This is a genomic window from Nocardioides sp. (genome assembly GCF_044226765.1).
Taxonomy (GTDB): Bacteria; Actinomycetota; Actinomycetes; order Propionibacteriales; family Nocardioidaceae; genus Nocardioides.
In genome coordinates this window covers 1-12,516 of sequence record NZ_JBGAGJ010000001.1, presented here as the reverse complement: position 1 = coordinate 12,516, position 12,516 = coordinate 1, and the positions used below count along the sequence as shown (strand labels likewise).

Genomic DNA, 12,516 nt, shown 5'->3' with positions numbered 1-12,516 from the left:
GTCAGAGCGGAGCGGATTTGCGATGCGCCGACCCCGAGTCCTGAAGTTATCCGACCGGATCCGGCTCCGGCCCCCCGATCCCCTTCCACACGACGGTGACCAGGTCGTCCACATCTTCGCGCCGTAGTGGAAGGTGGCCAAGGACGAGACGAGTCCAGAGAACCCCGTACATGGCATCCAGCACAGTCTCCGGGTCGAGGTCCGACCTCACCTGCCGGTCTGCGATGGCCTGCTCTAGCCGCTCGCGGCTGAGCGAGCGCCGTGGCGTCCAGAATCGTCGAACGAACTGCTCGGTCAGACCCGGTTCATTCTGGGCGCCGGCTACGAGTTCCTTGATGACGGCCCCAGCCGGCGAGTTGAACATGTCGATGATCTCGGCTAGGTGCTTTGCAAAGTCAGACCTCGCATCCGAGGTATGCGGAAACGGCGTCTGCTCCAGCGTCCGTTGAAGCAGAGCGTCGAGGATGAGCTCTGACTTGGAGGGCCACCATCGATAGATCGTCTGTTTGCCTACCCTGGCCTCACGTGCGATCTCGTTGACAGACACGTTCGTCGACGAACGTGCACTGGTGAGGTCAAATGCGGCACTGAGGAGGCGATCGTGGGCGTCTGCGTCGCGCTTGCGACCTGCAGCTGACTTCTCGGATTGTCCGGGTGACATCGAGCTGATCATAGAGATCAACGCCTCCTCGCGCCGTGTCCGGTGTCCGATCTGCGTACAGCTTGTGTCGCAGGCTCCTGCGGCGCGGCCAGCCGCTCCCGGGTGCAGCCTGAACGGTCGAGTGCCTTGACGCCGTTTCGCAGAACTGTATACAGTTCGAATCGAGACCACTAGTCTCGTTACTAGAAGGGTATCGAGCGGCATGTTCCTCACAACGGTGACTGCGTCCGAAGTTGACTCCCGACCCGGTTGCCGCGCACCGCGCAGTCCCGCGGCTCATCAGTCTGCGGGTCGACATGCGTCGGATGCTGCCAGGCGATCTTCGTTAGCCGGCAGCGCGAGGTGTCGAAGCAGTAACTACGTCTTGACCGGGGTCCAGCTCAAGGAAGGTGTGAGGACGTGACCGTGATCAGTCGTCCCGAAGGCATCGCACCGGGTCAATTCCGGGCCCTGATGGGCGCTGTTCCAGCGCCGGTCACGGTGGTCACCGCAACCACCGACGACGGAACCCCGCACGGCACCACCGTCAGCGCATTCTGCTCTGTGTCACTGGAGCCCCCCTTGATCGCTGTGATGCTGGACCGCTCGTCAGACCTCCTCAAGATCGTCAACGCTACTCAGGCGTTTGGGGTCAATCTGCTCCAGGAAGCACAAAGCGACCTTGCGTTGAGCTTTGCGCGCAAAGGTCTGAACAAGTTCGAGGGAGTTGCGTGGAGTGAAGACGGCGGCCTTCCCAGGCTGACTGACGCGATGTCCTGGGTCGCCTGCAGCGTGGAGCACACGATCGAAGCCGGTGACCACATCGTCGTGTTAGGTCGGGTACTCAACGGCGACCTCCGGCCGGCGCCCCCATTGATCTACCACCAGCAGACCTTCGGAACCCACAGTGGTTGGCAGGTCGCTGGCGGTGAATGAGGTAGGTCGACAGAAGTCGACGCGACGCTGGTTCATAAGTATGGCCACGGGGATGCGCCGCCGTGCTTGCGAGCGTCGCTGGGACGCAACAATCGTTCCCTGGCGCGCCCAGTGACTGGCGGATCTGTCGCCATCTGCGGCGTCAGCGGCAGCCCGCGGCTCGGGTCGACGACCTCGCGTGCGGTGGATGCTGTCATCACCGCGTTGAAACCGACTCTCGTGGCTCTAGGAATTCAGTGCGCGACGAGCATGGTCGATTGCGCGGTGCTGGGTCAGGCCGTGCTCGACCCGAGCGACCCGGCCATGACCTGGGCCATCGAAACCATTTCGGTCTCCGACTGTGTCGTCATCGGCTCGCCGACCTATCGGGGGTCCTACACCGGCATCCTCAAGTGCCTCCTCGACGAACTACCCCGTAGCGCTCTCGAGAACGCAATGGTGCTGCCGCTCGCGGTCTACCAAGCGGATCACCACCGCGACGTAGTGCTCGGATCACTTCACACCACACTCGGAGAACTCGGGGCTGCGTTAGTCCTGCCGGCGCTCGCGATCCGCCAAGACGATGTGGACGACGCGACCGCTGCGTACGTCGCCCAGCTGTCACGTCGGCTCACGACATCCCCAAGCGGCAGCCTGGCGCTGCGGCTTAGCAAAGAAAGGCACAACAATGACTGAGGACAATCGCTCGCCGGCCTCGTACGAGAAGGCAGACCGCCGCCGTACAAACGCCGTGTTCGGCAGCAACAAGCTCAAGCTAGGCCTGTTCGGCATCAACTGCGACAGCGGCTGTGCTATGACGACCGTGCCTGAGCGGTTGCACCTGACGTGGGATGCCACCAAAGCGATTGCTCAGACCGCCGACAATGCTGGCTACGAAATCCTCGTGCCAGTGGCGCGCTGGAAGGGGCTTGGCGGCGCCACCGACTTCAATGGCCGGAACTTCGAGACCTACACCTGGGCAGCGGGCCTTGCGAGTGTGACCAAGCAGATCACTCTGACGACGACCTCGCATGTTCAGACCACCCATCCGCTGTTTGCTGCAAAGCAGGCGGCCACGATCGACCACATCAGCGGCGGCCGCTACTGCCTCAACATCGTCACTGGGTGGTTCCACCCCGAGCTCGAGATGTACGGCGCACCGTTCCTCGCTCACGACGACCGCTACGACTATGCCCAGGAGTGGTTCGACATCATCAAGAGGGCCTGGACCGAGGACGAGGAGTTCGATTATGAGGGCTCCTACCACCGGGTGCAGGGCGCGTACTCCCTACCAAAGCCTCTCCAAACGCCGCACCCGGCCGTTATCAACGCAGGCGGGTCGGGCAAGGGCCAGGACTTCATTGCCCAGAACGCCGATATCGGCTACGTCGTCCTCTCCGATCACAACGACATGGGTAAGGCTGCCGCCCTCGTCCAGAGCTATCGCGACCGTGCCGCCTCGTACGGTCGCGAAGTGCAGGTCTGGACCCATGCCTATGTCATCCAGCGAGACACCCGTGCAGAAGCTGAGGCCTATCTGAATCGGATCGCAGTCGAATACGGCAACGACGTTGCTGGTGATGCTGCTGCTCACTTCCTAGGAGTCAACTCGGAGATCATGAGCGAGGATGCGTGGAACGCCTTCAAGGTTCACCTCAAGGCCGGTTACGGCGGATTAGGCCTGGTCGGCACAGCCGACGACATTGCCGCCAAGCTTCAGGCTCTCTCGGATGCGGGCATCGACGGAGTTGCTCTGCACTGGGTGGACTACTTGGACGGCATGGACCGCTTCAACCGGATAGTCCTTCCCATGTTGGAGCAGGCGAACCTTCGGCAGCCCTACTCCCCGGCTGATGCCTGATCGCGCCGTCATCAACGTAGGGATCGTCGGCTACGGTCTAGTCGGCCGTGCAGTTGCCAGCCGACTGACGGCTCAGGCGGGGATAGACGTCACGACCTTTGAGAACTCAGACGAGCGACGATCGCTGGCGGTTGAAGACGGAACTGCGCTGGCCGGCGACATCGACGATCTCCTCTCTGAGAGCGACCTGGTCCTCATTTGCGTCCGGACCGGCTCCCAAGCACTGGACCTCTTGGCCCACCTCAGCCGAAGCCAGTTCGTCCCACACGTGGTCCTCGGACTCATGACCACGCTGACGCCGGCTGAGGAGCAGCAGGCTAACGCCATGCGCCGTGCGGGTCTGCGCCTGGGCGTCATCCCTGTGAGCGGGACCAGTGGTCAGATCCAGGCCGGCGATGCACTGGTCATCTATGACGTGGAGTCGAGCGAGGCCTTAGAGCCCTACCTCGCCGTGATCGAAGAAGCGATTGGCCGATCGCTCAACGTCGGCTCTCAGCCTGCTTCTGTTGCCAAGCTGGCCTTGAACCTCGTGGTCGAAGGAAACCGCGCCGTTCTTGCGGAGGGCTTCCGCTTCGCATCGCTGGGGGGAATCCGCGCGGCCACCTTCCTGTCCCTGGTGGCATCGTCGACGGCGGCCTCCTCCGTAGCGATCTCCAAGGGACCCAAGTTCGTCTCCCGAGACTTCGGTCCTGAATCTCGTCTGGCCCAGAGCTTGAAGGACGTCCAGGCGATGCTGACGTTCGCTGACAATGCAGGGCAGGTTCTCCCAGTCACCCGGGCAGTAGGGGCGCTCCTCGAAGATGCTGTTGCCGACGGTTTTGCCGACGACGACAGCAGTGCCGTGCTCCTCAGCCTGGAGGGGCGGCCGGCATGACCTTTGGTCCGACCAAACTCGGCCTCGTTGGCCTGGGTTGGTGGGGGCAAGTCCTCCTCAAGTCAGCTCTGGATCATCCAGACACCTACAAGTTCACCGCCGCAGCGGGACCTTCAGCTGCGGACAAAGAGGTCGCAACGATCGCCGGTCTCTCACACTTCGCCACCCTCGATGACCTACTCGACCGGGGTGAAGTCGAAGCCGTCGTCCTGGCAACGCCGCATTCGATGCATGCCTCACAGGTCACGACCTGCGCCGAGCGTGGCGTAGCCGTCTACACGGAGAAGCCACTTGCCCTCACCGTCAATGCCGCTCGGGCTGCCATAGAAGCGTGCAACCGCGCTGGAGTGACTCTGGGCATCGGTACCGATAAACGATTCTTGCCCTCCGTCGAGGCGCTGACCCGCCTGGTACGCGATGGGACTCTGGGGCGGGTCCTGCACGTGGAGGCGAACTACTCGAACGACAACATGTCGGGTGGCTTGAGCGGATCATGGAGAAACGATCCGCGAGAGGCTCCCGGAGGAGCGCTCACGGGACCGGCACTCCATGTACTCGACGCCGTCGTGAGCCTGGTCGGTCCGCCAGAGTCGGTACGCGCACAGCTCCTAACCCATCCCGATCTTCCTGGCGTCGTCGACACCCTTCGCATCGACCTACAACTGAGTTCCCGGGTCACGGGCTCGCTCTCAAGCGTGCGAGGCGTTCCTGACTACTTCCGTATTGCCGTCTACGGAACGAAAGGATGGGCTGAGGTCCTGGGCTTCGGGGTGCTGAGAGTCTCCGAGTCGGGTTCCCCCACGTCGTGGACGACCTTTCCCGGAGACCTTCGCGCAGGCGAGCTCCTGCAGCGGTTCGCGGAGGGCCTGGCGACCGGCTCGTCATTCCCGGTCACCACCACGTCAATGCTTCACACCACTGCCTCGCTCGAAGCAGCAGTGCGGTCGATCGAAACCGGCGGCGCCATTCGGATCTCGCCCGACCTGGAGGTCAGTCCGTGAACATCACCGACGCGCACCACCACATCTGGTGGAAACAGATGACCCCCTGGCTCAACGGCCCGATGGCTCCGAAGATCTTCGGTGAGTACCAAAGCATTCGCCGCGACTATTCGATCGACGAGTACAACACCGACGTCGCCCCGAACGGCGTCACCAAATCCGTCTACGTGCAGATCAATCTCCCGCCGGAGCAGGCAGCTTGGGAGGTGGAGGCGGTGCGTGCGGCCGGCCGCACCCAAGGCCTCATTCAAGCCGTCGTCGCCCAGGCTGACCTCAGATCGCCGACCCTGGATGCGGAACTGGACCAGATCCAGGCTCTGGGGGGCGTCCGAGGAATCAGGCAACAGCTTCACTGGCACCCCACACCTGCCTACCGATTCGCCGCGTCACCAACGCAGATGCTCGATCCCCGATGGCGCCGAGGTCTAGGTCAGCTGGCGAAACGCGACCTGTTGTTCGAAGTTCAGGTCTTCCCTCAGCAGATGCCGGACATGCTGCGGATCATCGACGAACGACCGGACCTGACCTTCGTCTTGCTTCACGCGGGCATGCTCGAGGATCGCAGCGAGGACGGGTGGACGACGTGGCGGTCCGCCCTCCATGAAGCTGCGCGCAGACCCAATCTGCTCGTCAAGCTGTCGGGACTAGGCACCTTCGTCCGACGCTGCACAGTCCCCGACTGGAAGCCCGTCATCGAGCAGACCATCGAGGAGTTCGGTCCAACCCGCTGCATGTTCGGGAGCAACTTCCCGATCGAGAAGATCTGGACCGACTACGCGACGCTGATCGACGTCTTCACGCAGTCGATCGCCGGCTACTCGCTCGACGAGCGCGCCGCCATCTTGGGCACCACCGCCGACTCGACCTACCGAATCAACGAGGAGTTCTGATGCAGTTCCTTGCCATCAACGAGCGAAACGTCGACGCCTTCGAGGCAGACGCGATCGCCGCGCGCGTGCCCGATGAGGTTGCCCGCGTTCGAGAGATCTATGCCGACAACGTCCTCCGCCAGGTATGGCACCGAGGCGACGTGCCCGGCGGAATCCTTCTCCTCGAGGCTGAGGACGAGAACCAAGCCCGTGCGGTCTTGGCAACTCTCCCCATGATCCAGGCTGGCATGGTGAGCGTCGTGCAGGTCATCCCGCTGAAGCCTTTCGGCGGATTCGGCCCCAGCGCGCCATAGTGGCTGACCACAGGAAGACGAGGTCTGGCTCGGAGATGCGGGTCGCGCTCATGGTCACCTGCATCAACGATGCCCTATTTCCAGATGTGGGGCGCGCGGTCGTGGTGCTGTTGCGCCGGCTCGGTGTCGACGTCGAGTTCCCGCAGCAGCAGACGTGCTGTGGACAGCCGATGGTGAACACCGGATACCTCGACGAAGCGATGCCGTTGGTGCGGAACTTCGTTGGCGCGTTCGCCGGCTATGACGCCGTCGTCACACCGTCGGGCTCGTGTGCGGGATGTGCCCGGCACCAGCACGCGCTCGTCGCACGACGGGCCGGTGATGCGGACCTGGTGACGGCGGTGACGGACACGTCCTGCAAGGTCTACGAGCTGTCGGAGTTCCTGGTCGACGTGCTCGGCGTCACTGACGTCGGGGCGTACTTCCCCCATGAGGTGACGTACCACCCGACCTGCCACTCGTTGCGCATGCTGGGTGTGGGGGACCGGCCGCGGCGGCTGCTGCAGGCAGCGCGGGGACTGACGTTGAGGGAGCTTCCCGAAGCCGAGCAGTGTTGTGGCTTTGGGGGAACGTTCGCGGTCAAGAACCCCGACACGTCGGTAGCGATGGGCTCGGACAAGGCCCGTCACGTGCGCGCGACAGGTGCGGAGGTCCTCGTCGCGGGCGACAGCTCCTGCCTGACTCATGTCGGTGGCCTGTTGTCGCGTCAGCGATCCGGGGTGCGCACGGTGCATCTGGCTGAGGTGCTGGCGTCCACCGAGGATGTGCCGTGGAGGAGCCAGCGATGAGCGGCACGTTCGTCGGGATGCCGAAGTTCCCCAGCGGCCCGTTCCCTGTTGCGGCTCGCGATGCGCTTGCGGATTCCCAGCTGCGGCACAACTTGGCGCACGCCACCGGCACGATTCGCGCCAAGCGGGCGCGAGTGGTGGCCGAGGTCGAGGAATGGGAGGCGCTGCGGCTGGCTGGTGCGGGGGTGAAGGAGTCGGCGCTACTCGATCTCGCAACGCACTTGGAGCGGCTGGAGGAGACACTGACGGCAAACGGCGCGACGGTGCACTGGGCCAACGATGCGGCCGAGGCAAATGCGATCGTCGCGTCGGTCGTCAAACGTCACGGCGCTGAGGAGGTCGTGAAGGTCAAGTCGATGGCTACCGCCGAGATCGGTTTGAACGAAGCGCTGGCCGCTGAGGGGATCGCTGCGTGGGAGACCGATCTGGCGGAGCTCATCGTTCAGCTGGGTGATGACCTGCCCTCTCACATCCTGGTCCCAGCGATCCATCGCAACCGCGCCGAGATCCGTGAGATCTTCCTGGCGAAGATGGCCGCTGCCGGTCGCCCGGCTCCTGCAGACCTCACCGATGAGCCGACCGTCCTGGCGGCCGCGGCACGGGCGCACCTGCGTGAGAAGTTCCTGCGCGCAAAGGTCGCGATCTCGGGGGCGAACTTCGCGATCGCCGAGACGGGGACCTTGGTGGTGGTCGAGTCCGAGGGCAACGGGCGGATGTGTCTGACCCTGCCGCAGGTGCTGATCTCGGTGGTAGGCATCGAGAAGGTGGTGCCTACCTGGACGGGGCTCGACCCGTTGCTGCGGCTGTTGCCGAGGTCCTCGACCGGGGAGCGGATGAACCCTTACACCTCGATGTGGTCCGGCGTGACTCCCGGTGACGGGCCGCAAGAGGTACATGTGGTGCTGCTGGACAATGGACGCAGCCGTGCACTGGCGGACGAGGTTGGGCGTCAAGCATTGCGGTGCATCCGGTGCTCGGCCTGCCTCAACGTGTGCCCGGTCTACGAGCGCGTCGGCGGGCACGCCTACGGGTCGGTCTATCCCGGGCCGATTGGCGCGGTTCTCAATCCGCTGCTCAAAGGGGCCGGCGCAGACCCGCTGACCGACTCTCTGCCCTACGCCTCCACGCTGTGTGGGGCATGCTTCGAGGTCTGCCCCGTCCGTATTGACATCCCCTCGATCCTGGTCGATCAGCGTGCCAATGTGGTGGATGCCCACCGCGGCGCGCTCCCAGCGCGTGGGCACGTCGTCGAGACCGTCGCCATGAAGGGTGCCGTGTTTGCTCTGTCCGATGCGCGACGACTGCGCTTCGCCGCACGATTCACCGACGTCGCCCTGCGCGTAGTCCGGCGTGCCGGTGCACTCCCTGGAATCAGCCGGTGGACCGCCTCACGCGACCTGCCTCCATCGCCTCATGAGTCGTTCCGGACATGGTGGACGCGCACTGAACGGGTGGCAGAGGCCAGGACGGGCGGCCATGACCGCGCGTGAAGAGGTGCTAGCCCGCGTACGACGGGCGCTGGTCGGGGTTGGACCCAGGGCCGACATCCCACCAGCGCCCCAAAGCGCTCCGCCCATCGCCCCCGAGGACCTGGTGGACAGGTTCGCGGAGCGAGTGGCGGACTACCGCGCCACCGTCGAGCGATGCGCGGCAACCGACGTCGCTCTCCGCGTCGCGGAAGCCATACCCGATGGGGCTCGGGTGATTCTCCCGTACGGCCTCGGCATCGACGTGGCGGGCGCCACCGTGGACGACGGGATCAGCCCCGTCGAGCTCGACAGCTTCGACGCCGTCGTGACCGGGGCCCGCGTCGGCATCGCCGAGACCGGAACCATCGTCCTCGACCACGGCACGGGCCAGGGCCGCCGCGCCATCTCACTGATCCCAGATATCCACGTGTGCGTAGTACGAGACGATCAGATCGTCACCGACGTCCTCGACGCCATGAATCTCCTCGACCCGGCTCGACCGCTCACGTGGATCAGCGGACCCTCCGCCACCAGCGATATCGAACTTGACCGTGTCGAAGGCGTTCACGGCCCGCGCACCCTCCATGTCTTGCTCGTCGAGACGTGAACCTCCCCGCCCGGCAGCACCCATCGCGTGACGAGAGGACCGTTCATGTCGAACGCCCATCAGAACTCTGAGCAAGAAGCCCTGTACGTCCGAAACTTCGTCGACCTGGGCGCCGGGGACATCCCAGTTGTCGGTGGGAAGAATGCGTCCCTCGGAGAGATGCTGTCCAACCTCGCGGGGCTGGGCATCACGGTGCCGGACGGCTTCGCCACAACCACCAACGCATTTCATCTGTTCATGGGAGTGGGCCAGAAGGACGGATTGGCTGGCCGGATCGCCCAGCTCCTGCGAGACCTTGACATCGACGATCTAGCGCAGCTGTCGTCGGTCGGTAGCCAAATTCGTTCACTGATTGCCAACCACCCGTTCCCATCGGAGGTCGAGGCAGCCATCCGCGTCGCATTTCAGTCACTCACATCTGACGCGCACCCGAGCGACGAGCCGACCTTCGCCGTCAGATCCTCTGCAACAGCGGAAGACCTTCCGGACGCCTCCTTCGCTGGACAACAGGAGACCATGCTCAATGTCCAAGGGATCGACGACGTGCTGATTGCGATCCGTGAGGTCTTTGCATCTCTATACAACGATCGTGCTATCGCCTACCGAACTCACCACCAGTTCCCGCACGAATCAGTCGCGATGTCGGCAGGCGTGCAGCACATGGTTCGGTCCGACATCGGTTCAGCTGGCGTCATGTTCACCGTGGACACGGAGTCGGGATTTACCGACACCGTGCTGATCACCTCCGCCTACGGCTTGGGGGAGGGCGTAGTCCAAGGAGCAGTCAATCCCGACGAATTTCATGTCTACAAGCCAGCGGTGAACAACGGCCGGCCAGCGATCCTGAGGCGGACGGTAGGGGACAAGGCGACCAAGATGGTCTATGCCATTCAACCGAGCGTCGGTCACACGACCGAGTTCACAGAAGTCACGCCTCGCGACCGGATCCAGTTCAGCATCACCGATGACGAAGTAATCGAGCTGGCGCGGCAGGCACTGACGATCGAGCAGCACTACGGCCGCCCGATGGACATTGAGTGGGCAAAGGATGGCGTGACGGGTGAGATCAACATTCTGCAGGCCAGGCCTGAGACAGTGCAGTCACGGCGCCCAGCAACCCTGGAGCGCTTCGTAATGTCAGAGCCGGACCGTCGACGGGCGACGGTCCGGGCGGTCGGCCGTGCCGTCGGGCAGAAGATCGGTGCAGGTCGGGTCCGCGTCCTCAACTCGCCAGCAGACATGCACGACTTCCGGGCTGGCGAGGTGCTGGTCGCCGACATGACCGACCCGGACTGGGAGCCGATCATGAAGCGAGCTGCGGCCATCGTCACGAACCGGGGTGGTCGCACATGCCACGCGGCAATCATTGCCAGAGAGCTCGGGATCCCGGCCGTGGTCGGAACCGGTTCGGCCACACGCGACCTCGAGGACGGCGACGAAGTAACTGTCTCCTGTGCTGAGGGCGAGCTGGGTGTCGTTCTCGATGGCACCGTTGATTTCGATGTGCAACACGTCGCCCTCGATGAGATGCCGGATGTTCCGGTACAGATCATGATGAACGTCGGGAATCCGGACCAAGCGTTCACGTTCGCTCGACTGCCGAACTCTGGTGTGGGACTGGCTCGGCTGGAGTTCATCATCAACCGGCAAATCGGCATCCACCCACGTGCGCTTCTCGACATGGAAGCAAATCCAGAGGTCCTCGAGGCATCCTTGCGAGCCCGGATTCAGCGGATGACCGCTGCCTACCCGTCCCCGCGCGACTTCTTCGTGCAGCGTGTGGTCGAGGGGGTCGCCACGCTCGCAGCCGCGTTCGCTCCAGATCCAGTGGTGGTCCGGATGAGCGACTTCAAGACAAATGAGTATGCCCGACTCGTCGGGGGACCGATGTACGAACCGCATGAGGAAAATCCGATGCTCGGCTACCGAGGCGCTTCTCGCTATCTCTCCGCTGACTTCGTCGACTGTTTCGTCATGGAATGTGAAGCAATCCGGTACGTACGCAACGAGATGGGTCTCACCAACGTCAAGGTCATGGTGCCGTTCGTGCGGACCCTCGCGGAGGCCGACGGCGTCATCGAATTGCTCGCGGAGCACGGGTTGCGACGGGGGCACGGGGGCCTCGAGATCATCATGATGTGTGAGCTTCCGGCGAACGCGGTGCTTGCTGATCAGTTCCTCGATCGTTTCGATGGTTTCTCGATCGGGTCGAATGACTTGACTCAGCTGACCCTGGGTCTGGACCGTGACTCTGAGATCGTCGCCCGGGCGTTCGACGAACGGGATCCTGCGGTCCTTCGCATGATCGAGATGGCGATCCGGGCCTGTAGGGGACGAGGCAAGTATGTCGGGATCTGCGGGCAAGGTCCCTCTGACCACCCCGAGCTCGCTGCTTGGCTCGTCGAGCAACGGGTCGACTCGATCTCACTGAACCCTGACACTGTCATCGACACGTGGCTCGCCCTCGCATCGGCCGGCGTTGCGGATGGCGACGTCAAGAGTCCTCTATGACCGGCCACCGCCCTCGCGTGCGGAGGTCATGGCCGATGACACTGCACAAATTGCAAGGCCGTCGTGACCGACGACGCTTGATGTTGAGGCGCCAGGCGAGTGATGAGGGTAAGGGCAGTCCGCGCATAGTGCAGGGCGAGAAGCTCCGCCGCCCGGGTGGAGTCTCTGGCCGCGACTGCGTCCACGATGTCCGTATGCTCCCGCGCACCCTGCTCCCATGCCAGCGGCAGGGTGAGGAGCTGCGCTCGGTATCGCCGGCCATGGTCTCGAAGGTCGGCCGCGGTCCGTCGTAACCGGTCCCCGACGTGCCGGATCAACAGATCGTGGAACTCACCATGGGGGACCTCCCACGCCGCGACGTCCTGGGTCAGCGCGACCCTGTCCATCTCGACGAGCAGCTCGCGAAGCCTGACCAAGTCCTCAGCCGAGGCTCGCTGGGTGCTCACGGCGATCGCTAAGGACTCCACCATGATGCGAGAGCCGTACAGATCGTCGAGGTCGACAGGGCTGGTTCCGGCGATGCGAGATGAGCAATAGTCAAGACCTGTGGATGGGCGTGTCACGCGACTTGTTGATCGCCTCCTGATTCCTGGCTCGGTTGGTCGTCGTCTCGTTCGACCAGGACGCCCTTGTTGAAGGTCGCTCCGGCACGGACGAGCGCGACGAG

At 63.8% G+C, this 12,516-nt stretch carries 13 protein-coding genes; 11 read left to right on the top strand and 2 right to left on the bottom strand.

Translation table 11 applies throughout. From position 1 onward, the window contains the following. Window positions 1-46: 46 nt before the first annotated feature. The gene (locus ACILRH_RS00065; protein WP_395690087.1) at window positions 47-661 is read right to left on the bottom strand and encodes a TetR/AcrR family transcriptional regulator; all 615 of its coding nucleotides are present in this window, start codon (window positions 659-661) and stop codon (window positions 47-49) included. A gap of 399 nt (window positions 662-1,060) precedes the next feature. On the opposite strand from ACILRH_RS00065, the gene ACILRH_RS00060 reads away from it, so the two are divergent. From ACILRH_RS00060 to ppsA, 11 genes are all read left to right on the top strand, one after another. Next, window positions 1,061-1,576 (top strand): flavin reductase family protein, encoded by a 516-nt coding sequence (locus ACILRH_RS00060; RefSeq protein WP_395690086.1) that lies wholly within the window; start codon window positions 1,061-1,063, stop codon window positions 1,574-1,576. A gap of 111 nt (window positions 1,577-1,687) precedes the next feature. Continuing rightward, the gene (locus ACILRH_RS00055; protein ID WP_395691190.1) at window positions 1,688-2,251 is read left to right on the top strand and encodes an NADPH-dependent FMN reductase; all 564 of its coding nucleotides are present in this window, start codon (window positions 1,688-1,690) and stop codon (window positions 2,249-2,251) included. After that, the gene (locus tag ACILRH_RS00050; protein WP_395690085.1) at window positions 2,244-3,416 is read left to right on the top strand and encodes an LLM class flavin-dependent oxidoreductase; all 1,173 of its coding nucleotides are present in this window, start codon (window positions 2,244-2,246) and stop codon (window positions 3,414-3,416) included. The genes ACILRH_RS00055 and ACILRH_RS00050 overlap by 8 nt, the downstream gene beginning before the upstream one ends. Then, entirely contained in the window at window positions 3,409-4,290 is an 882-nt protein-coding gene (locus ACILRH_RS00045) for an NAD-binding protein (RefSeq protein WP_395690084.1), read from the top strand. The genes ACILRH_RS00050 and ACILRH_RS00045 overlap by 8 nt, the downstream gene beginning before the upstream one ends. Next, window positions 4,287-5,291, top strand: a complete 1,005-nt coding sequence (locus ACILRH_RS00040; protein WP_395690083.1) for a Gfo/Idh/MocA family protein — start codon at window positions 4,287-4,289, stop codon at window positions 5,289-5,291. Before ACILRH_RS00045 ends, ACILRH_RS00040 begins: the two co-directional genes overlap by 4 nt. After that, window positions 5,288-6,181 (top strand): amidohydrolase family protein, encoded by an 894-nt coding sequence (locus tag ACILRH_RS00035; RefSeq protein ID WP_395690082.1) that lies wholly within the window; start codon window positions 5,288-5,290, stop codon window positions 6,179-6,181. The genes ACILRH_RS00040 and ACILRH_RS00035 overlap by 4 nt, the downstream gene beginning before the upstream one ends. Then, window positions 6,181-6,474: a YciI family protein gene (locus ACILRH_RS00030; RefSeq protein WP_395690081.1), complete on the top strand. Its 294-nt coding sequence runs from the start codon at window positions 6,181-6,183 to the stop codon at window positions 6,472-6,474. Before ACILRH_RS00035 ends, ACILRH_RS00030 begins: the two co-directional genes overlap by 1 nt. Before the next feature lie 35 nt (window positions 6,475-6,509). Then, window positions 6,510-7,262, top strand: coding sequence for a (Fe-S)-binding protein (locus tag ACILRH_RS00025; RefSeq protein WP_395690080.1), 753 nt, complete (start codon window positions 6,510-6,512; stop codon window positions 7,260-7,262). Then, entirely contained in the window at window positions 7,259-8,752 is a 1,494-nt protein-coding gene (locus tag ACILRH_RS00020; protein ID WP_395690079.1) for a lactate utilization protein B, read from the top strand. Before ACILRH_RS00025 ends, ACILRH_RS00020 begins: the two co-directional genes overlap by 4 nt. After that, window positions 8,739-9,338 carry a lactate utilization protein C gene (locus ACILRH_RS00015; protein WP_395690078.1) on the top strand — a complete coding sequence of 200 codons (600 nt, stop codon included), beginning with the start codon at window positions 8,739-8,741 and terminating at the stop codon, window positions 9,336-9,338. Before ACILRH_RS00020 ends, ACILRH_RS00015 begins: the two co-directional genes overlap by 14 nt. Window positions 9,339-9,383: 45 nt before the next feature. Further along, window positions 9,384-11,849 (top strand): phosphoenolpyruvate synthase, encoded by a 2,466-nt coding sequence (ppsA, locus tag ACILRH_RS00010; protein WP_395690077.1) that lies wholly within the window; start codon window positions 9,384-9,386, stop codon window positions 11,847-11,849. Between the two features lie 26 nt (window positions 11,850-11,875). On the opposite strand, the gene ACILRH_RS00005 is transcribed toward ppsA, so the two are convergent. After that, entirely contained in the window at window positions 11,876-12,412 is a 537-nt protein-coding gene (locus ACILRH_RS00005; RefSeq protein WP_395690076.1) for a GntR family transcriptional regulator, read from the bottom strand. Window positions 12,413-12,516 lie beyond the last annotated feature (104 nt).